Annotated in this window: 16 protein-coding genes; 10 read left to right on the top strand and 6 right to left on the bottom strand. The window is 72.3% G+C overall.

Translation table 11 applies throughout. The annotated features are described in order from the left end of the window. Positions 1–155 precede the first annotated feature (155 nt). The 3 genes from ABT232_RS32690 to ABT232_RS32680 all read right to left on the bottom strand — a co-directional run bounded on the left by ABT232_RS32690 (position 156) and on the right by ABT232_RS32680 (position 5473). On the bottom strand, positions 156–920 hold the full coding sequence (locus ABT232_RS32690; RefSeq protein WP_351846818.1) for a glucose 1-dehydrogenase: 765 nt from the start codon (positions 918–920) through the stop codon (positions 156–158). Next, positions 910–4479, bottom strand: coding sequence for a carboxylic acid reductase (gene car / locus ABT232_RS32685; protein WP_450871952.1), 3570 nt, complete (start codon positions 4477–4479; stop codon positions 910–912). The genes ABT232_RS32690 and car overlap by 11 nt, the downstream gene beginning before the upstream one ends. Positions 4480–4564: 85 nt before the next feature. Then, the gene (locus tag ABT232_RS32680; RefSeq protein ID WP_351846815.1) at positions 4565–5473 is read right to left on the bottom strand and encodes a quinone oxidoreductase family protein; all 909 of its coding nucleotides are present in this window, start codon (positions 5471–5473) and stop codon (positions 4565–4567) included. Between the two features lie 217 nt (positions 5474–5690). Between ABT232_RS32680 and ABT232_RS32675 the strand changes: the two genes are divergently transcribed. Continuing rightward, a complete protein-coding gene (locus tag ABT232_RS32675; protein ID WP_351846813.1) occupies positions 5691–6431 on the top strand; it encodes a ScbR family autoregulator-binding transcription factor in 741 nt (246 codons plus the stop codon). On the opposite strand, the gene ABT232_RS32670 is transcribed toward ABT232_RS32675, so the two are convergent. Together ABT232_RS32670 and ABT232_RS32665 are read right to left on the bottom strand one after the other, a co-directional pair. Continuing rightward, positions 6401–7198, bottom strand: a complete 798-nt coding sequence (locus ABT232_RS32670; RefSeq protein WP_351846810.1) for an aminotransferase class IV family protein — start codon at positions 7196–7198, stop codon at positions 6401–6403. The genes ABT232_RS32675 and ABT232_RS32670 overlap by 31 nt on opposite strands. Before the next feature lie 85 nt (positions 7199–7283). Further along, positions 7284–7910, bottom strand: coding sequence for a TetR/AcrR family transcriptional regulator (locus ABT232_RS32665; protein ID WP_351846807.1), 627 nt, complete (start codon positions 7908–7910; stop codon positions 7284–7286). A 181-nt stretch (positions 7911–8091) separates the two neighbouring features. Between ABT232_RS32665 and ABT232_RS32660 the strand changes: the two genes are divergently transcribed. Beyond that, positions 8092–9600 carry an MFS transporter gene (locus ABT232_RS32660; protein ID WP_450871951.1) on the top strand — a complete coding sequence of 503 codons (1509 nt, stop codon included), beginning with the start codon at positions 8092–8094 and terminating at the stop codon, positions 9598–9600. Positions 9601–9699: 99 nt separating this feature from the next. Here ABT232_RS32660 and ABT232_RS32655 read toward each other — a convergent pair whose 3' ends face one another. Further along, positions 9700–10587 (bottom strand): ScbA/BarX family gamma-butyrolactone biosynthesis protein, encoded by an 888-nt coding sequence (locus tag ABT232_RS32655; RefSeq protein WP_351846805.1) that lies wholly within the window; start codon positions 10585–10587, stop codon positions 9700–9702. A gap of 130 nt (positions 10588–10717) precedes the next feature. On the opposite strand from ABT232_RS32655, the gene ABT232_RS32650 reads away from it, so the two are divergent. The 8 genes from ABT232_RS32650 to ABT232_RS32615 all read left to right on the top strand — a co-directional run. Further along, a complete protein-coding gene (locus tag ABT232_RS32650) occupies positions 10718–11368 on the top strand; it encodes a ScbR family autoregulator-binding transcription factor (protein ID WP_351846803.1) in 651 nt (216 codons plus the stop codon). 113 nt (positions 11369–11481) lie between these two features. Further along, positions 11482–12726: an IS701 family transposase gene (locus tag ABT232_RS32645; RefSeq protein ID WP_351846801.1), complete on the top strand. Its 1245-nt coding sequence runs from the start codon at positions 11482–11484 to the stop codon at positions 12724–12726. Between the two features lie 165 nt (positions 12727–12891). Continuing rightward, entirely contained in the window at positions 12892–14094 is a 1203-nt protein-coding gene (locus tag ABT232_RS32640) for an IS701 family transposase (RefSeq protein ID WP_351846799.1), read from the top strand. Between the two features lie 388 nt (positions 14095–14482). Next, a complete protein-coding gene (locus tag ABT232_RS32635) occupies positions 14483–15685 on the top strand; it encodes a 3-deoxy-7-phosphoheptulonate synthase (protein ID WP_351846796.1) in 1203 nt (400 codons plus the stop codon). Positions 15686–15915: 230 nt separating this feature from the next. Further along, the gene (locus tag ABT232_RS32630; protein ID WP_351846794.1) at positions 15916–16590 is read left to right on the top strand and encodes an isochorismatase family protein; all 675 of its coding nucleotides are present in this window, start codon (positions 15916–15918) and stop codon (positions 16588–16590) included. Further along, the gene (locus ABT232_RS32625) at positions 16587–18503 is read left to right on the top strand and encodes an anthranilate synthase family protein (protein WP_351846792.1); all 1917 of its coding nucleotides are present in this window, start codon (positions 16587–16589) and stop codon (positions 18501–18503) included. The genes ABT232_RS32630 and ABT232_RS32625 overlap by 4 nt, the downstream gene beginning before the upstream one ends. A 91-nt stretch (positions 18504–18594) precedes the next feature. After that, positions 18595–19869 carry a 3-phosphoshikimate 1-carboxyvinyltransferase gene (aroA, locus tag ABT232_RS32620; RefSeq protein ID WP_351846790.1) on the top strand — a complete coding sequence of 425 codons (1275 nt, stop codon included), beginning with the start codon at positions 18595–18597 and terminating at the stop codon, positions 19867–19869. Then, positions 19866–20427, top strand: a 562-nt coding sequence (locus ABT232_RS32615; RefSeq protein WP_351846787.1) for a chorismate synthase, incomplete at its 3' end; no start/stop codon positions are given. The genes aroA and ABT232_RS32615, both read left to right, overlap by 4 nt.

The following is a 20427-nucleotide window of genomic DNA, read 5'->3' as shown; positions in this document are numbered from 1 at the left end:
ATCCGGCGTCGATGCCACTGATCCCGCTGATCCCGCTGTTCCGTTGAGCACTCAACTATGAACTACCGAAGGTTCGGTATGTTACCAAGCCTTCATATAGCGGGACGCGGAGCCGGAGACGGGGGACTGCTCCGGCTCCGCGTCCCGGCGGTCCGTCACTGGTTGACGAAACCGCCGTCCACGGGCAGCACCGTCCCGGTCAGGAAGGGGCAGCGGTCGCTCAGCAGCCAGGCCGCCGCGGCCGCGATCTCCTCCGGAGCCGCCGTACGGCCCTGCGGGGTCATGGAGTTGACCTTCTGCTCCAGACCGGGGTTGCGGCGGAACCAGTCCTCGGTGATCTCGCTGCGGGTGGTGCCCGGCGCGACCGCGTTCACCCGGATCCCCTGCTGGGCGTACTCGTCCGCCGCCGCCCTGGTCAGGCCCACCACCGCGTGCTTGGCGGCGATGTAGGGCGCGGCGGCGGGGATCGCCACCAGTCCGGCCACACTGCTGTTGTTCACCACCGCCCCTCCCCCGTGCCGCAGCATGGCGGCTATCTCGGGGCGCAGACAGTTCCAGACGCCGCGCACATTGATGTCCATGACGGTGTCGTAGACGTCGTCGGACATCAGGTGCAGCGGAGTGCGGTCACCGCCGATGCCGGCGTTGTTGAACGCGCCGTCCAGCCGGCCGTACTCGGTCTCCGCGAACTCCACGGCACGCCTCGCGTCGTCGGCGTCGGTGACGTCGCAGACCACGTACGCCGCCTCGGCTCCCTTGGCCCGTACCTCCTCGGTGAGTTCCGCCAGCCGTTCCGCGCGGCGCGCGGCGAGCACCACCGTCGCGCCCTCCTGGCTGAAGACCCTGGCCGCCGCGGCGCCGATGCCGCTGCTCGCTCCGGTGATCAGGACGACTTTCCCGGCAAGGAGATCACTGTTCATGCGGTGTGCCTACCACAGGGGCCGCCAGCGCCTTGAGGTCCCTCGCGTATTTCGCGACAAGGCCGCGGGTGAGGCTCGGGATGTCCTCGTGCCCGGCGATCCCGCCGGCCCGGACGGCGGCGCGGAACCGCTCCGACGGGACGACCGACCCCGGCACCGGCTCCTCGGGCTCCTTGAAGCCGTGCAGGATGGGCAGCGCCGCGTACTGGCGCTGTGCCTCCGGCAGGGAACGCATCGCCGCCTCGAACCGGACGTACCAGTCGGCGTAGTCGTCGACCCGTTCGATGCGGTGGCCCTCCTCCGCCAGCCAGTCGACGAAGGTGTCCAGGGAGACGCCGTCGTCGTTCGGGTTCACCAGACTGAATGTCCGGTACTCGCCGGTGGCGGCGGCGCCGTGCAGTCCGCCCAGGGCGACCACGGCCGCCGCGGTGAAGTCGACGGGCAGGCCGTCGTAGTGGGCCCGTGCGGCGTCCGCGCGGTAGAAGGTGCGCGGCGCGACACCGGTGGCCAGGACGCTGAACAGCAGCCTGCTGAACATGTCGGGGACGTTCAGCTGTCCGCCGTAACGGCTGTGCGCGAGGATCATGTTGGAGCGGAAGGTGGTGACCGGCAGTCCGCACAGGTCGTGCGCCTCCCGCAGCAGCACCTCGCCCGCCCACTTGCTGGTCGCGTACCCGCCCGCGTAGCCGCCGTCGGTCTGCTGCACGGGCATGGCCTCGCGGACGTCGGAGTCCTCGTCGAGGGCCGGCTGTCCCGGGCGGGAGTTGGCGACCGCGACGCTGGAGATGTAGGTGAACGGCTTGATCCGGCGGGTGAGGGCCAGCTGGATCAGCTCGGCCGTGCCGACCACGTTGGCCTCGAACAGGTGCGGGTAGGGCAGCACATGGTTCACCAGCGCGCCGGCGTGCACGATCAGGTCGACCTCGCCGGCCAGCCGGTCCCAGGTGTCCTCGTCCAGGCCGAGGCGCGGCTCGGCCATGTCGCCCGCCACCACCTCCAGATGCCGGTCGGCCAGTTCCCGGTACGTCCGCACCAGCTCCGGGTCGCCGCTGTCGAAGGCCGCGTCCAGCCGGCGCCGGGCCGCGGCGGCGTCCTTGCCGCGCACCAGGGCGATCAGCCGGCCGCCGGCCGGGGCCAGTTCGCCCAGCCACTGCAGGGCGAGGAAGCGGCCGAGGTAGCCGCTGGCCCCGGTCAGCAGCACGGTGCGCGGCGCCCCCTCGGCGCGGGGCAGCGCGCGGGCGTCGGTGAGGGTGCGCGCGTCGATGAACTTGTCCAGGGTGAGGTCCTTGGCGTGGACCTCGGTGCCGCCCTCGCCGTGCACCGAGGCGTAGGTGGGCCGTTCCTGGGCGGCGCCGCGCCGCGCCTCGATGTGCCGGGCCAGGTGTCCGAGGTCGTAGCCGGGGCTGATGACCATGTCCACCGGCACCCGGACGCCGAAGGTGTCCTGGAGCAGGTCGGAGAAGGAGACCGCGGACAGCGAGTCCCCGCCCAGGTCGCGGAAGTGCGCGTCCGGACCGATCTCGGCCGTCGAGCCGGCCAGCAGCGCCCGCGCGGCCCGCCGCACGGTCTCCAGCACCGGCCGGTCCGCGCCGCCGCGGCGGATCTCCGCCAGTTCCTCGTGCTCGCGGGCCGCGGTGTCGGCGTAGAGCTGTTCGAGACGCTTGCCGTAACGTTCCACCAGGCGCGGCCACAGCAACTTGCGGTGGTCCGAGAGCAGTCCGTTGGCCTGGCTGAACGGTTCCGTCTCGATCAGTACGTCACGGGGGATCTCGTAGGAGTTGAGCCCGACCTCCTTGGCGAGCTCCTGGAACGACTCGCTCAGCCGCCGCTTCAGGGCCGGATCGTCCGGACCCGTCCCGGCCAGCGCGTCCGGGGTGGGGACGACCACGGCGAGCAGGTAGGAGCGTTCGCTGTTGCCGTACACGAAGATCTGCCGGACCAGCGGGCTCGCCGCGAACACCGCCTCCAGCCGGGAGGTCGCGACGAACTCGCCCTGGGACAGCTTCAGGACGTTCTTGCGCCGGTCGACGATCGCGATCCGGTCGGGTTCCAGCTCGGCGACGATGTCACCGGTCCGGTAGTAGCCGTCCTCGTCGAACAGCTCCGCCGACAGCTCGGGCTGCTTGTAGTAGCCGGGGATGATGGCGTCCGTCTTCAGCAGCAGCTCGCCGCGCGGATGCGGCGTGTCGGTGCGGAAGTAGCCGAGTTCGGGGACGTCGGCCAGCTTGTAGTCGACCACCGGCGGGCGCAGCAGCACACCGTCGACGGAGACCCCGGCGGCCTCGGTGGAGCCGTACACGTTGTGCAGTTCGAGGCCCAGCAGCGACTCGGTGAACGCGGTCAGTTCGGCGGACAGCGGCGCGGAGCTGCTGCTGGCCCAGGTGACCCGGCCGCCGAGCACGTTCTCCCGGATGTCCGCCCGGACCTCGGCCTCGGCCGCCGCCCGGTCGGCGCCGGCGGTGACGCGCCGGTCCACCTCGCTCAGGAACCGCTGGTGCAGCATCTCGCACACGCGGGGCACCAGGGACAGTTCCGTCGGCCGGGCCAGCGCGATGTCCTCGAAGAACGTCGACAGGTCGCTGCTCGCGGTGAAGTAGCTGGTGCCGCCGCGGACCATGGTGGCCTTCAGCGAGGAGTGCCCGGCCACATGGCTCATCGGCATGTAGTGGAAGGTGACCGCGTAGGTCTCGTCGAACAGCTTCGCCCAGGCGCCGCCCCACATCGCGCCGGCCAGCCGCTCGGTGTACATGGCGCCCTTCGGCGTGCCGGTGCTGCCGGAGGTGTAGATGAGCATCGCCAGCGGGTCCTCGCCGTCGGCGGCGGTGAACAGCGGCGCGTCGGGCAGCGCCGTCCCCCGTTCCAGGACGTCCGTGAGGGTGTCCACGACCACGGCGGGCCGGATCGCGGCCAGTTGCTCGCGTGCCGCGGCCAGTTGCTCCCGGTGGTCGTCGACCTCGGGGTGGAAGTCGAAGACGACCAGCCGCCGCACCGAGTCGCTGTCACGTATCAGGTCGACCGCCGCTTCGAGGCGCTCGGCGGCGGCGGCCACGACGAACGGCTCGGTCTCCGCGACGATCGACCGCAGCTGCGCGGGCGCGGCGCTGGTCTGGAGCGGGACGGCGACGGCGCCGAGGTGGATGCAGGCGAGGTCGATCGTGGCGTAGTCGCGGCTGGTGAAGCCGAGGATCGCGACCCGCGCACCGGCGCTCAGCGGACGGTCGGCACTGTGGTGCCACTCGCTCGCCACCGCGCGGACCCGCGCCCACAGCTCGTGGTAGCTGGTCGTCTCGTAGCGGGGCAGCAGCCGGATCGCGACCCGGCCCGTCTCGGCGTCCCGCGCGAATTCCTTCACACGTTCACCGATGGCGGGCCGGTCCGCGTGGCGCTCCATGACAGATGCCACCACTTGCGCAAGTCGCATTCTGGGTCTCCGCGTCGCATGATTGGCCGACTTCAGGGATGGGGAATCGGACGACTGGCGGGCGCGCGCCGGCGTGCCGGTGGGCGACGCCGCGCGTGCTGCGGGCCGTGGTACGGATCGGCCCCGCGCCGGGTCCAGCTCGTCACCCGATGCTAGGCACAGGCGACGCGATCCCTGAGCAATCGACCGACGATCTGTCAGGTCCGTCGGAAGACCCTCGCGGTCAGGGGCGCAGCAGCACCTTTCCGGTCGTGCGCCGGCCCAGCAGGTCCTCGTGGGCGCGGCGGGCCTCGGTCAGCGGGTACGGCTCGTGCACCACCGGCTTCAGCCGGCCCTCGGCGGTCAGCGCGAGGAGTTCTCGCAGCGGGCCGGTGAAGGCGCCCTTCGCGGCCAGGGTGGGGCGCAGCCAGAAGCCGACGACGGCGGCGTTCAGCCGGCTGAGGCGGGCGGGGTCGACGGGGGTGAAGCCGGTGCGGGCGGCGTTGCCGTAGCTGACCAGGCGGCCGCCGGAGGCGAGCGAGTCGAGCGCGCTGTCGAAGAGTTCGCCGCCGACGGCGTCGAGGATCACGTCGGCCGGTTCGGGCAGCGGGTGGTCGACGGCGGCGTCCGCGCCGAGCTGAACGGCGAGCCGCCGCTTCTCGGGCGTGGAGGCCTGCGCCCACACCCGTCCGGCGCCGAACTCCCGGGCGAGCTGTACGGCGAGGCTGCCGACGCCGCCCGCCGCGGAGTGCACGAGCACGGTCTCGCCGGCGCGCAGCCGGGCAGCGGTGCGCAGCAGGTGCCAGGCGGTCAGCCCCTGCACCAGCAGCGCGAGGGCCGCCCCGGCGTCCAGTTCCTCGGGGATCTCGACCAGTGCGGACTCCTTGGCGACCGCTTGCTGCGCGTAGCCGTGGGAGACTCGCGCGAGCACCCGGCGGCCGTCCTCGGTGCGGCCCACGACCTCGCTGCCGGGGATGTGGGGCAGCTGGTCCGCGGCCAGGTAGGAGCCGTCCACCTGGTGGATGTCGGCGAAGTTCACGCCGGCCGCCTCGACGCTGATCAGGACCTCGTCCGGGCCGGGCCGGGGGGCGGGGATCTCGACTGCGGTGAGCACTTCGGGACCGCCGAAGCGGTCGAACCGTATGGCGATCATGGCAGGCACGATATCGCGCCAGTGTCGGTAACGTTCCGTACACGCCCGGTTGTTGACGTGGTAAGAGTGGACGGTGCACGGGGACGTGCGCCTGCGAATCCGCCGTGGCCGGGTGCCCGGTATCGCCGCCCGGCACGTCCGCGCGGGTCGCTCCTCGTTCACACCTCCACCCCCCACTCCCCCGCTCTTCTCTCCCTCTCCCGGAGTGCGCATCGTCATGCAGGACCGTGCCGCAAAGACACGTCGACAACTGATCCGATCCGCCGCCGAGGTCTTCGACCGGGGCGGATTCGCGGGATCCTCCATCGGGCAGATCTGCGCCCTGGCCGGAGTCAGCCAGGGCGCGCTGCACTTTCATTTCGGGAACAAGCAGGCTCTCGGTGAGGCGGTCGAGTCGACGGCCGCCGAGATACTGCTGTGCGTGACCGGGCAGGTCCCGGCCGGGCACCCGGACCCGCTCCAGCTGCTCGTCGACACCTCGCACACCCTCGCCCACCGCCTCTCCCACGACCCGGTGCTCAGGGCGGGGTTCGGCCTGGGGCACGACGCGGCCTGGCACAGCGAGGTGAGCCTGTGGCAGCACTGGCGGGACTGGGTGCGCGGGCTGCTCGCCGTCGCCGGGCGGCAGGGCAGTCTGGCCCCCGGCGTCGACCTGGACGACGCGGTTTCCGCCATCACCGCGGTGATGGCGGGGGTGGAGGGCCTGGAACGCGATGCGGCCCGCGCCCGGTCCGCCCGCTCGGTGACCCCGTTCTGGCGGCTGGTGCTGCCGCAGCTGGCGGCCGAGGCGGTGCGCGGCCGGATCGAGGCGGCGGGCAGCTGTACCCCGGAGGACGGCGAACCGCCGCTGGAGAGCTGGCGGTTCGACGACGGGACGGCACCCCACGAGTGCGCCGCGATGCCCGACGGGCAGCTGTGCTGTGTGCCTTACAGGGAGATGAGCGGCTCGGCCTCGTAGGCCCGGTGCAGCGCGTTCAGGAAGTCCGGTGCCTCGGGCAGGGGCACCGGGCCGATCCGGTGGACCGCGACGCCGGGCGTCCATGAGTTCATGACGGCGGCGCCCGCCAGATCGGGCAGGTCGGCGGTGGTGATCTCGCGGACGCGTTGGGGGACGCCGAGGCGGTCCAGCTGCCGGCGGACGACGCCCATGGTGACCCCGGCCAGCATGCCGGCGGCCGGCCACACCACGGCGCTGCCGTCCCAGAAGGCCAGGTTCCAGATCGAGGCCTCGCTGAGCCGGCCGCGGCGGTCGACGAAAGCGACGTCGTCCTGGCCCTGCCGGACGGCCTGCCGCAGGAACCAGGTCTTGGCGGGTTCGCCGACGTGCTTCACCGACGGCAGGAACCGCTCGTGCTCCACGACGGCGAGGGCCAGTGGGCCGGCCGGGCCGGTGGCGGGCGGTGCGGTGCGGACGAGGAGTTCGGGTTCCTCGTCGTCCGCGGCGACGGTGAACTCCCCGGACGGGGAGTAGACGGTCGCCGTCAGCGAGAGGTCGGCCGGTCCGTCGGCCTGGGCGGCGGCACTCAGCCAGGAGCGCACCCGGTCGTCGGGCAGGGCGCGGCCGAAGAGTTCGAGCGAGGCGTGCCGCAGCCGGGCGAGGTGCAGATCGAGGCCGCGTACCCGGCCGTCGCGCACCTGCATCGCGGTGAAGTGGGCGTATCCGGCGAAGGCGAGGGGCGCCAGGTCCGCGGCGTCGGCGTCGCGGTCGTTGCGCCTGGTGTTCATCGAATGGGTTGTCGTCACACCGTGGTGAACGACCCGGCTCCCGGGCGGACACCCCAGGTCGTCCACCGGGAGCCGGGCGCCGGGTTCACCGGCCCGCGACGGCCGGGAAGGTCCGGGCGGGCGCCGTGTCCGCGCGGTGCGGCCTGGCGCCTTTGGCCCGCTGTTCCATGCCGTCGAGGAGGATTTCCAGTCCCGTCTCGAAGTCCTCCTCGGTGGCTCTGAGCGGGGACTGCTCGGGCTTGTCGCCACCGGGCAGCAGTTGCTGGGACACGTGCTGGATGCACACGCCCTGCACATAGGACCAGACGGCGATGGAGAAGGACCGCGCGAGGTCCGGGTCGTCGGTGAGGTCCGCGAGCGCGTCCACCATCCAGTCGAGGCAGGTGGTGTCCGAGAAGTGCCGGGCGGAGCTGGACGTCACCAGCGCCCAGGGGTGTTTGCAGTACACCTCCCAGTCGAGCCGGGCGGCCAGCCGCATCGCCTCCCGCCAGTCGGGCGGCGCGGGTTCGGGATAAGGGTGTTCGTCGCAGGCCGCGCGGGTGATCAGGGTGAGCAGCGCGTCCTTGTTCGCCACATGCCGGTAGAGCGACATGACGCCCGAGTCCAACTCGGTGGCCAGGCGCCGCATCGAGAGCGCGGCGATGCCCTCGGCGTCGGCGACGCGCACCGCGGCCGCCACGATCGCGCCCCGTGACAGACCAGGTGAACTCACTTGCCTGCCTTGTGCATTGAAGGTCATGCGGTAGTATACCCAGCAGCTTGCGTACGATGTACGCACGAAATTCGCGTACGCTGTACGCCAGCTCTCGCGTACATGGTACGCATCACCTTTCGCGTACACCGTATGCAGCGCATTCGAACTTCCTCGCACCTTCTCCTGAAAGGTTGCCCCCGTGACTTCCCAAGACTTAGTCGCGGAGCGTGCCGACCGACGGGCCTGGCTCGGCCTCGTCATCGTGCTCGGCCCGGTCGCACTCGTCGCGATGGACGGCTCCGTTCTCTATCTCGCGATGCCGAGCATCACCTCCGCGATCACGCCGAGTACCGACCAGGCACTGTGGATCCTGGACATCTACGGCTTCGTGGTCTCGTCCCTGCTCATCGCCTTCGGCAGCCTCGGCGACCGCTACGGGCGGCTCAAGTTCCTCCTGACCGGCGCCGTCGTCTTCGGCATCGGCTCGGTGGGCGCCGCCTTCTCGCCCAACCCCGAAACCCTCATCGCCTGCCGCGCCCTGATGGGCCTCGGCGGCGCGACGCTGCTGCCGGCCGGTCTGGCGATCATCAGCAACCTCTTCCACAACCCGCGCCAGCGCTCCCAGGCCATCGGCATCTTCGCGGCGACCTTCGCCGCCGGTTTCGCCGTCGGCCCGGTGATCGGCGGTCTGCTGCTCAGCCGCTTCGACTGGGGCTCGGTCTTCCTCATCAACATCCCGGTCGTCGTCCTGTTCCTCGCCTTCGCGCCGACGCTGCTGCGCGAGGTCCGCACCACCGACCCCGGCCGCGTCGACGCCCTCAGCGTGGTGCTGTCCGCCGTCGGCATCCTGCTCGCCGTCTACTCGGTCAAGTCGGCCGCGGCGGAGGGCTTCTCCGCCGCACAGGCCGTCACCGGCCTGGTCGGCCTGGCGATCCTGGTGTGGTTCGTGCGCCGCCAGTTCGGCCTGGAGCACCCGCTGCTCGACCTGCGGCTCTTCAAGGACCACGTCTTCACCGTGGCGATCCTCACCGGCCTGCTGTCGCTCGTCGCCTGGGCGGCCGCCGGCTACCTCACCGGCGTGTACCTCCAGTCCGTCCTCGGCTACAGCGTGCTGGCGGCGGCCCTGCTGGTGCTGCCCGGCGCGGCCGTCCTGACCGCCGCGTGCATCGGCGCCCCGGGCGTGGTCGAGCGGATCGGGATGCGCTCGGCGCTGATCGCCTCGCACTTCTTCATGGGCGTCGGCCTGCTGCTTCTGCTGCTGACGACCACCGAGCACGGGGTGGCGGCCTTCATCGCCTCCTCCGTCGTCACGGGCGTCGGGTACGGCTTCTCCTTCAGCCTGGTCGCGGACACGGCCGTCGCCGCGGTGCCCGCCGAACGCGCCGGGTCGGCCGCCTCCATCGCCGAGATGAGCAACGAACTGGGCAACGCGCTGGGCATCTCGCTGCTCGGTTCGCTCGCCGCGCTCTGCTTCCGGCTGAGCGGCCCCGACATCGCGGGCACCCTCAACGAGACGCTGGACACCCCCGGTCTGTCCGCGGCCACCGTCGCGGAGGCCGAGGACGCCTTCCTGACCGGTCTGCATGTGGCGGTCGGTGTGGCGAGCCTGCTCTGCCTGGGCCTGGGCGTTCTCGCCCTGCGCTGGGTGCCGAAGGAGGCGAAGGCCGAGGAGAAGGCGGAAGCCGACTCGGTCGCCGCCACCCGATAGGACACGGACACTCCCGGCCCCGCGGCCGGCCCCTGACGACAGGGGCGGACCGCGGGGCCGAGTCGTGCGCCGGGACCGCCGGCCGGCCGACGTGGAACGTCAGCCGCCCGCGCGGAAGTCGACGCGGAAGGCCGGCTCGCTCTCCTGCGTCCCGGTGACGCGGACCGAGCCGGGCTCCGGCAGCGGCTCGGCCTCGATCCAGCAGGGCAGGTCGAACTCGACGTACCGCCAGTAGGTGGCCTCGATCGCGGTGGCCGCCAAGGGGACGGGGGCGAGCAGGGCGCGCGCCGCCTGGTCGGCGGCCTCCAGCAGGGCCAGACCCGGCACATGGTCGACGGGATGGTCGAACAGCAGATGATGGCCGGGGTCGTTGCGCAGCAGCCAGCGGTGCGGGGCGTCCCCGGCGGCCAGCACCACGTCCGCGGCGGTGGCCCGCGAGACCGACCGCGCGTCCACCGGCGCGGGCACCGGCCAGGCACCCCAGTCGACATGACGGCGGGCGCCGCGGACCCGCTCGTAGACCCGCTCCGCGATCCACGCGAACTCGGCCTCGGCACAGGCCAGGACGATCCCGTCCCGCACGACCTCGAAGGACATCCGCAACGCGCTGGTGGTGCGCCGTCCGCCGCCGCTGCGCGCGACGGCGACCCGGACGTCCAGCGTGGACGTCCGGCCGCGGGGTATGCGCAGGCCGGGGGTGACGGTGAAGGACAAGGTGCTCAGCATGGTCTGGTGCGTGAGCGGCACGTCGTATGCGCCGTGCGCGACGACCAGCCCGGTCTGGCGGATCGTCTGCGCGAGGATTCTGGGGTCGTAGGGTAAGTCCCCGTGTACGGCGGGCCATCTGACGCCCAGGCGGAAGTCCTGGTCGGTCAGCCGCTGCCAGCCGGTGACGAGCAGGTGCTCCTCGCGCCTGAGATGGGCGTAGGAGCCGAGGAGAGTCGGTGACGGCGTGGACGTACGAGGGGCGAGATTGACGTCGAACAACGTTCCCCCTGAGTCAGATCGGTCATGCCTTACTCAGTACGCTGTTAAAGTACCGGATCTCCGTTCGGTTTTGGCCATAGGTAAGCGTGAGCCCAAGCACGGGTAAAGGACTTGGTCGGGGAGGCGCTGCGTGGGGAGGCAGGTACGGGCGGTCCACACCCGGAGGATCATCCTGGAGACGGCCGCCGAGATGTTCAACGAGTTCGGGTACGACGCCACCACGATCGGCGGCCTCATCGAGCGCACCCGGCTCACGCGGGGCGGTCTGTACTTCCACTTCGCCTCGAAGGAACAGCTGGCGCGCGCCATCCTGGACGAGACGGCGATCCTGGACCGGATCCCGCCGCGCGCCGTCAAGCTGCAGGAATGGGTCGACCTGGCCCTGCTGATGGCCTACCGGCTGCCCCGGGACCCGCTGCTCGGCGCCACCGTGCGGCTGTCGGTCGACCTCAGGGCGCGCGGGCTGTTCGGCACCCGCTGGCCGCAATGGATCGGCGCGGGCGAGGAGTTGCTGTGCGCCGCGCGGGAGCAGGGCGAGCTGCTCGGCCATGTGGAGCCGTCGGAGGTGGCACGGCTGCTCGCCGGGTCATGGACCGGGATCCAGCTGATCACCGAGACCCTGCCCGACGGGGAGCTGTGCAAAGAGGTGTCGGCGTTCCTGGAGCTGGTGCTGCCCAACATCGCGCGGCCGGGCGTACTGGCCAAGTTGGACACCTCGCCGCACCGGGGCGTCGAACTCGCCCACGCCACCTGGGGTGATGAGGCTCCGCCGCCGACCTGAGGGGGGTCCGCCGCCGTCCCGTTGGCGCAAATGTGCGGTTGCCGTGCGCGTGACCCGTATAAAGAAACAGGACGTCAGTCCTTTTTCGCTGGACGGGGGCACGGGGAGCGGCGGTGCGGGAGTTGCGCAGGCACGGGGAGACGGCGGGCGCGGAGCCGGCGGCGCAGGTCCTGGACGCGGAGCTGTGCCGGCGGCTGTTCGGCTCGCTGCACCGCAACGGCCAGCGAGTGAAGGCGGAACAGTATGTGCGCGGGCTGCTGTCGGTGCCCGGACGCAAGACGCTGCGGAGCATCGCGACGCGGTTCGAGGGAGCCTCCGCGCAGCAGAGCGTGCACCACTTCATCACCACCTCGCCCTGGGAATGGACGCCGGTCCGGCACGCCCTGGCCCGCCAGGCGCAGCGCGCCCTCGCCCCGGAGGCCTGGGTGATCGGCTCCACGCTGATACCGAAGGCCGGCCCGCACTCCGTCGGCGCCGATCCGCAGCCCACCCCGCTCGGCACCGTCAACGGCCAGTGCGCCGTGGGCACCTGGCTCGCCTCGGAGCGTACGGCCGTGCCGGTCGACTGGCAGCTGCGGCTGTCCGCCCGCTGGACGGCCGAGCCGCTGCGGCGACGGGCCGGTGTCCCGGCGGACGCCGCGCCCGGCACCCTCGAGGAGTGCGTGCGCCAGGCCGTGTCCGGGCTGCCGGACCTGCCTGAGCTGCCGGAGACGGCCGGGCTGCCCGTCGTCGTGGACGTCAAGGAGGCGGACGGCACCGCGATCGCCCGCCATCTCGCCACCACCGGGCTGCGGTTCGTGGTGCGGGTGGGCCCGTCGGCCCCGGTGCGGATCGACCGGTCGGCGCTGCCCAAGTACGGCGACCTCCAGCGCACCGCGGGCGAGCTGGCCGACTCCCTGCCGCAGCTGCGGCGGCGGGTGGAACCGGGTGACGGGCCCACGACGGCGGTGGCGGTCCCGGTGGTGGCCTCGCCGGCGGGGCGGGACGCGATGACGCTGGTGGGCGAGTGGGGGCCGGGCCGGGGCGCCGACCGGCGGCTGTGGCTCACCAGCCTCACCACCGCGGACCTCGCCGCCGCGCTGCGGCTGACCCGGCTGCCGGACGTGGTCGAGCGGGACTTCGCCGAGATCTCCGACGACGTCGGCCTGCGGGACTTCGCGGGACGGTCGTTCCCCGGCTGGCACCGGCACATCACGCTGGCCTCGGTGGCCCATCTGATCGCCGCGGTGGGGCGGCTGGAGACGGGCCGGCGGTCCGGCCGGAAGCCGGGTGGGCGGTCCGGCGGGCGGTCCAGCGGGCGGTCGGCCGGGCAGTCGGGTGTGCGGTCCGGTGGGCGGTCGAACGGAGATTCGGAGTGATGTCTTGCACATCAACAGGACTACCGTTCGGTAACTTGACACTCTCGACCGCCTGGTGATGACTCACCTCCCCCCAAGCCCCTTACTCTCAGGCCGGGCCTCACCCAGCGCCCTCGTCCCCATCACAGCGGATGTGCAACAGCACGGGTTGTAGTTAGGAGATTCATGCTCAGCCTCGACCTGCGTCCCACGACCGCAGCACGAGGGACACCCCCCACACCCTTTCCACCCCCCTCCCACGACGCCGTCCTGTCCGAGATCTCCTCCGTACTGTTCGCCTCGCTGTCCCGCAGCGATCAATGCAGAAAGGCCATGCAGTACTTACGCGGCCTGCTGGAGACACCGGGGCGCAAGTCCATACGCAACATCGCCGCCCTCCTCGGCGAGCAGGTTTCGGAGCAGAACCTGCACCACTTCATCTCCGCCTCCACCTGGGACTGGATCCCGATCCGCCGGGCGCTCGCCGGCCATTGGCTGAGCGTCAGTCCGCCGCGGGCATGGGTGGTGCAGCCGGTCATCATCCCCAAGACGGGACGGCATTCCGTCGGCGTGGACAAGCACTTCTTCCCCACCCTCGGACAGGTGCTCAACGCGCAGCGCGCCATAGGTGTGTGGGCCGCCTCGGACACCACCAGCGCCCCGGTCAACTGGCGGCTGCACCTGCCGCAGGCCTGGCTCAAGGACGATCTCCGGCGCAGCCAGGTGTCGATACCGGACGGTGTGCCGGTGGAGACCCTGAGCGAGTGCGTGGTCGAGGCCTGTCTGGAGGCGGTCGATCGCTGGCGGCTGCCGGTGCGGCCGTTCGTGCTCGACTCCTGCGAAGTGCACGCCGCACCCATCTTCGAGAGGCTGCACGCCGCGGGCCTGCCTTTGCTGGTGAGCGTCTGCGAGGAGATGCCGCTCACCCTCACCGATCCGGCCCTGCCGGCCGCCGGGCGGGGCCAGCTGACCGCCGAACAGATCATGATCATGGCCAGGGACCTGCGGCGCCCTGTGACGGCAGGCGGCCACCGGCCCGGCACCACGCCCCGTACCCACTGGGCCGCCACCGTACGGGTCGCCGGGCCGTCCGCGGCCGGGCCGGCCTCCGGACAGGGCGAGGTGACCCTCCTCGGGGTCGGCGAGGAAGGCGGGCGCTGGCCCGCGAAGCTCTGGCTGACGAACCTCTCCACCGCGCCGCCCGCCTCCCTGGTCCGGCTGAGCAAGCTGGCCGACCGGGTCGACCGGGACTTCGCGGAGATCGCCGACCGGGTGGGCATCCGGGACTTCTCCGGGCGCTCCTTCGACGGATGGCACCGCCATATGACCCTCGCGTCGGCCGCGCACGCGGTCGTCGCCCTCGCCCGCAGCGGTCCTGACCGTCCCTGACCCGTCCCACCCCGGCCCCACTCCCGATCAGCGCCCGATCAGCCACTCCCCCGTCGCGACCGGCGGGCGGACGGTCCTGCCGACCGTCCGCCCGCCGGTCGTTCCGTATGCGCGCGGAGACGAAGAGATGACGGGAATTCGGCCTGTGCGAGGCGAATGGACAACGCGGCTGCGATCGCGCCGACTTGACATATCCGCGACCACTTGACGGATCGCGCGTCACCTGACGGAGTACCGCACACCTTGTTGGTGGCGTCGCTGAATCCATCGGACGATTCATTCGCGCCGCGGAGTTCTCACTCCCCGCCTTCTTCCCCCGCACTCGCTCTCCATCCCTTCCTTCTTTGCGTCCCGCATCGCCGTACGCCCTTCGCGATTGGAGAAATCAGTGGACAACGCTCTGCTCGATATTCGATATGAACAGGCGTTGCAGCAGCCGCCGTGGGAGGACGAGGGGCAGGTGCTGCGGGTGCGGAAGGAACTCGCCGCCCGGCCCGCGCTCGTCGACGCCGAGGACGTGCGCACCCTGCGCTCCGTGCTGGCGCGGGTCGCCGCGGGCGAGGCCCATGTGGTGCAGGCCGGCGACTGCGCGGAGGACACCGCCGAGTGCACCCCGGGCTATGTCGCCCGCAAGGCCGGCCTGTTGAACATGCTCGCCGGTCAGCTGGAGATGGACACCTGCCGGCCCGTGGTGCGCGTCGGCCGGATGGCCGGCCAGTTCGGCAAGCCCCGCTCCCGCCCCACCGAGCGCGTCGGCGACCTCGAACTGCCGGTCTACCGAGGCCACATGGTCAACAGCCCGGAGCCCGACCCCGAGCTGCGCCGCCCCGACCCCGAGCGGCTGCTCTCCGGCTACGAGGCCGCCCACGCCGTGATGGGCTACCTGGGCTGGCTCGACGCCCCCGGCCGGGCCCGTATCGGCGCGCCCGTCTGGACCAGCCACGAGGCGCTGCTGCTGGACTACGAGGTCCCCATGCTGCGTCGGCAGGCGGACGGACGGCTGCTGCTCTCCTCCACGCACTGGCCGTGGATCGGCGAGCGGACCCGCCAGCTGGACGGCGCCCATGTCGCCCTGCTCTCCGAGGTGGTCAACCCGGTGGCCTGCAAGGTCGGCCCCGGTATGGCGGTCGACGAGCTGCTGTCCCTGTGCGAGCGGCTCGACCCGGCGCGGGAGCCGGGCAGGCTGACCCTCATCGCCCGGATGGGCGCCGGGACCGTCGCCGAGCGGCTGCCCTCGCTGGTGTCGGCCGTGCGTGCCGCCGGGCACCCGGTGATCTGGCTGACCGACCCGATGCACGGCAACACCGTCAGCACCCCGGACGGGCTCAAGTCCCGCTTCCTGGAGACGATCACGCGCGAGATCGACGAGTTCCAGCACGCGGTCGTCGCGGCGGGCGGTGTCGCGGGCGGCCTCCACCTGGAGACCACCCCCGACGACGTCACCGAGTGCGTCCGCGACAGCTCCGAGGTCGACATGGTCGGCACCCGGTACACGAGCTTCTGCGACCCGCGCCTCAACCCCGGCCAGGCCCTCACCGTGGCCTCGGCCTGGTGGCAGACGGCCCGCCCGTCCCAGCCGGCGGCGGCGTAGCCCCACGGCCCCGGCCACCGGCCGCCGGCCACCGCCCGTGGCCACAGCCCGTGGCCGCCGCACGGCAGCCCGGCGTACGGAAGGCCGTCCTACGGCAGCCCGGCGTACGGAAGGCACGGAAGCGGGCCGTACCGCTGCCGCGTCGCCGCCGCACCACCGCCGGTTCACCGCACCGGCCCGGACCCCGCGGGCGGCCGCCCCACAGAACTTCGCTTGAGGAGAGGACAGTCATGGCGGGCATACCCCCCATCGAGCCGTATCCGCTGCCGTCGGCGGAAGACCTGCCCGGCAACACCGCCCGGTGGTCCGCCGACCCGGACCGCGCGGTGCTGCTCGTCCACGACATGCAGCGCTACTTCCTGCGCCCGTTCCCCGCGTCCCTGCGCGATCCGCTGGTGCGCAACGCCACCGCGCTGCGCGAGCGTGCCGTCGCGACCGGCATGCCGGTGGCGTACACGGCGCAGCCCGGCGGGATGACCGACGAACAGCGCGGTCTGCTCAAGGACTTCTGGGGTCCGGGCATGCGCGTCGACCCGGCCGACCGCGAGGTCGTGGAGCCGCTGGCGCCGGGGCCGGACGACCGGGTGTTCACCAAGTGGCGGTACAGCGCGTTCTTCCGTTCCGGCCTGCTGGAGTGGATGCGCGAGCGGGGCCGCGACCAGTTGGTGGTGTGCGGTGTGTACGCCCACGTCGGGGTGCTGATGACCGCGGTCGAGGCGTTCACCCATGACATCCAGCCGTTCCTGGTCGCCGACGCGGTCGCGGACTTCTCCGCGGAGTACCACCGGCTGGCCGTGGAGTACGCCGCCCAGCGCTGCGCGGTGGTCACCACCACGGACACCGTCCTCGCCCAGCTCGGCACCACCGCCCGCACCACCGCCCGCACCGCCGGAGCGACGGCATGACCGGGGCCGCGGAACTCCTCGGCCGAATCCTCGGTCCGCGCCCCGGCCCGTTCGCCCTGCTGCACCGCCCGGAGGCGGGCGGACCGGACTGTGTGGACGTCCTGCTCGGCACGATCACGACACCGCGCACCCTGGCGGACCTCCCCCTGCCCGACGAGGCTCAGCCCGCCGACGGACCCCGCCACGAGCTGCTGACGCTCATCCCGTACCGGCAGATCACCGAACGCGGCTTCGCCGGCCCGGACGACGGCGAGCCGCTGATCGCGATGACCGTCACCGAGCAGGCCGCGCTGCCCCTCGACGAGGTCCTGCGCCGGCTCCCGGACGTGCCGATCGAGCTCACCGACGGCCACTTCGACATCGCCGACGACGCCTACGCCGACACGGTCCGCCGGGTCATCCGGGACGAGATCGGCACCGGCGAGGGCGCCAACTTCGTCATCAAGCGGTCCTTCGTCGCCGACATCACCGGCTACACCCCGCACAGCGCGCTGTCCTTCTTCCGGCGGCTGCTGCGCGGCGAGTCGGGCGCCTACTGGACGTTCCTCGTGCACACCGGCGACCGGACCTTCGTCGGCGCGACCCCGGAGCGGCACATCAGCCTCGCCGGAGGCACCGCCGTGATGAACCCGATCAGCGGCACGTACCGCTACCCGCCCGCCGGGCCGAACCTGCCCGAGGTGCTGGACTTCCTCGCCGACCGCAAGGAAGCCGACGAGCTGTACATGGTCGTCGACGAGGAGCTGAAGATGATGGCCCGGATCTGCGACTCCGGCGGCCGGGTGGTGGGCCCGTACCTCAAGGAGATGGCCCGCCTCGCGCACACGGAGTACTTCATCGAGGGCCACAGCACCCGCGATCCGCGCGAGATCCTGCGCGAGGCGATGTTCGCCCCGACGGTCACCGGCAGTCCGCTGGAGAGCGCCTGCCGGGTCATCGACCGGTACGAGCCCGAGGGCCGCGGCTACTACAGCGGGGTGGCGGCGCTCATCGGCCGTGACGCCACGGGCGCCCGGGCGATGGACTCGGCCATCCTCATCCGCACCGCCGACATCGACGCGACGGGCCGGGTGCGGATCGGCGTCGGCGCCACGCTCGTGCGGCACTCCGACCCGGACTCCGAGGTCGCCGAGACCCGTGCGAAGGCGGCCGGGCTGCTCGCGGCGCTCCGGTCGGACGGCGCGGCGGCCGGAAGGGCCGCCGGCGCCGACGCGGTGCGCTTCGGCGACCACCCGGACGTCCGGGCCTCGCTGGAGCGGCGCAACGCCACGCTCGCCGGTTTCTGGCTGGCGGACGGCGCCGGCCGGGCCCGGCCCGTCCCGGAGCTGGCGGGCAGCCGGGTGCTGGTGGTGGACGCCGAGGACACCTTCACCTCGATGATCGACCACCAGCTGCGCTCGCTGGGGCTGGAGGTGACGGTCCGCCGCTTCGACGAGCCGTACGCCTTCGACGGTCACGACCTGGTCGTCATGGGTCCCGGTCCCGGTGATCCGCGCGAGGCCGGCCACCCCAAGATCGCCCATCTGCGGTCGGCGATCGACACCCTGCTCGCCGAGCGGCGGCCGTTCCTCGCGGTCTGCCTCAGCCACCAGGTGCTCAGCATGCGGCTCGGTTTCCCGCTGGTCCGCCGGGAGGTGCCGAACCAGGGCGTGCAGCAGCCGATCGACTTCTTCGGCGCCCGCGAACGGGTCGGCTTCTACAACACGTTCGCCGCGCGCGCCGACGAGGACAAGGCCGAGTGCGAGGGCGTGGGCCTGGTGGAGGTGAGCCGTGACGCGCTGACCGGTGAGGTGCACGCGCTGCGCGGTCCGCACTTCGCCTCGATGCAGTTCCACGCCGAGTCGGTGCTCACCGAGGACGGCGTACGTCTCGTCGGCGCCCTGATGACGGAGGTGCTGGGCGCCCGGCTGTGACCGCACGGGGCGGCCGGCGACGGCGGCCGGCCGCCCCGCCCCACCCGGCCCGAGAGGACGACCCGGCCCTGGCCCGAGAGGACGACCGACCATGCATGGCGACCCGCTGTCCCGCACCGCCCGTGTCCCGGGCTCCAAGAGCATCACCAACCGCGCGCTGCTGCTGGCCGCCGCCGCGACCGGCACCACCACCCTGGCCGCTCCCCTGGTCAGCGACGACACGCTGGCCTTCCGCACCGCCCTCACCGGCCTCGGCGTCACCGTGACCCCGGACCCGGACGACTCCCGCTGGACGGTCGGCGGGCTGGGCGGGGGTCCCGTCCGGGGCGGCCGGGTCTGGTGCGCGGACGCCGGGACCGCGGCCCGGTTCCTGCCGCCGTTCACCGCCGCCGGCCGTGGCACCTATCTGTTCGACGGCTCCGCGCAGCTGCGGGCGCGCCCGCTGCGGCCGCTGGTCGACTCGCTCGCCCGGCTCGGCGCCACGGTCCGGTCGGCGGACGGCACCTTGCCGCTGGAGGTGACCGCGGCCGGCCTGGACGGCGGCGAGCTGGCTCTGGACTCCTCGCTCAGCAGCCAGTATCTGAGCGGTCTGCTGATGGCGGCCCCGCTGCTGCGCACCCCGCTGGTGCTGCGGCCCGAGAGCCTGGTCAGCCGCCCGTACGTCGACATGACCCTGGCCCTGATGCGCCGCTTCGGCGCCTACGTCGAGGAGTCCGCCGACCGGATCGCCATCCGGCCCGGCCGCTACCGCCCCACGCACCTGGCGATCGAACCGGACGCCTCCACTGCGTCGTACTTCTTCGCGGCGGCCGCGGTCACCGGGCGCAGCGTCACCGTGCCGGGTCTGGGGACGGGCAGCCTGCAGGGGGACCTGCGGTTCGTGGACGTGCTCGCCAAGGCCGGGGCGCGGGTGACCGTCACCGCCGGGACCACCACGGTCACCGGCGACGGGCGGCTGCGCGGCGGCTTCGACGTCGACATGGGCGAGATCTCCGACACCTTCATGACCATGGCCGCGATCGCGCCGCTCGCCGACGCGCCGGTGACGATCCGGGGCATCGGGCACGCCCGGCTGAAGGAGTCGGACCGGATCGAGGCGGTGGCGTCGAACCTGCGCGCCTGCGGAGTGCGGGTCGAGGAGGGCCGCGACTGGATCACCGTCCATCCGGGCGTGCCGGCCCCGGCGCGGATCGACTGCCGCCGGGACCACCGGATCGCGATGTCCTTCTCGGTCCTCGCCCTCGGCTCGGGCGTGCGGCTCGACCTGGACGACCCGGCCTGTGTGGCCAAGACCTTCCCCGGGTTCCACGCCGAACTCGACCGGCTGTTTCCCGACATTCCCACGAGAGCTGAGGAGCGGCAGTGAGCAGGTTGCGCTGGCTGACCGGAGGTGAGTCCCACGGACCGGCCCTGGTCGCCGTGTTGGAGGGCCTGCCCGCGGGCGTCCCGGTCACCACGGAGATGGTGGCGGATCACTTGGCGCGGCGGCGGCTCGGCTATGGGCGCGGTGCGCGGATGAAGTTCGAGCGGGACGAGGTCACGTTCCTGGGTGGTGTCCGGCACGGTCTGACGCTGGGTTCTCCGGTGGCGGTCATGGTCGGGAACACGGAGTGGCCGAAGTGGGAGAAGGTGATGGCGGCCGACCCCGTCGATGCGGGTGAGCTGGCCGCACTGGCGCGCAACGCGCCGCTGACCCGTCCCCGTCCCGGTCACGCCGATCTGGCGGGTATGCAGAAGTACGGTTTCGAGGAGGCCCGGCCGATCCTGGAGCGGGCGTCGGCGCGGGAGACGGCGGCGCGGGTGGCGCTGGGCGCGGTGGCGCGGTCGTTCCTGAAGGAGACGGCCGGGATCGAGATCGTCTCGCACGTGGTGGAGCTGGCGGCGGCGAAGGCGCCGTACGGGGTGTATCCGGCGCCGGGTGATG

The organism is Streptomyces sp. NPDC001532, assembly GCF_040298625.1.
Lineage (GTDB): Bacteria > Actinomycetota > Actinomycetes > Streptomycetales > Streptomycetaceae > Streptomyces.
The sequence above is the reverse complement of the archived record's forward strand: the minus strand, read 5'-3'. Positions and strand labels throughout refer to the sequence as shown.

Bases quoted from the DNA above. Each gene is read 5' to 3' on its own strand.
- ABT232_RS32690 (WP_351846818.1), bottom strand. From the start codon at position 920: ATGAACAGTGATCTCCTTGCCGGGAAAGTCGTCCTGATCACCGGAGCG.
- ABT232_RS32680 (WP_351846815.1), bottom strand. From the start codon at position 5,473: ATGATCGCCATACGGTTCGACCGCTTCGGCGGTCCCGAAGTGCTCACC.
- ABT232_RS32675 (WP_351846813.1), top strand. From the start codon at position 5,691: ATGCAGGACCGTGCCGCAAAGACACGTCGACAACTGATCCGATCCGCC.
- ABT232_RS32670 (WP_351846810.1), bottom strand. From the start codon at position 7,198: ATGAACACCAGGCGCAACGACCGCGACGCCGACGCCGCGGACCTGGCG.
- ABT232_RS32640 (WP_351846799.1), top strand. From the start codon at position 12,892: ATGCTCAGCCTCGACCTGCGTCCCACGACCGCAGCACGAGGGACACCC.
- ABT232_RS32630 (WP_351846794.1), top strand. From the start codon at position 15,916: ATGGCGGGCATACCCCCCATCGAGCCGTATCCGCTGCCGTCGGCGGAA.
- ABT232_RS32625 (WP_351846792.1), top strand. From the start codon at position 16,587: ATGACCGGGGCCGCGGAACTCCTCGGCCGAATCCTCGGTCCGCGCCCC.
- aroA (WP_351846790.1), top strand. From the start codon at position 18,595: ATGCATGGCGACCCGCTGTCCCGCACCGCCCGTGTCCCGGGCTCCAAG.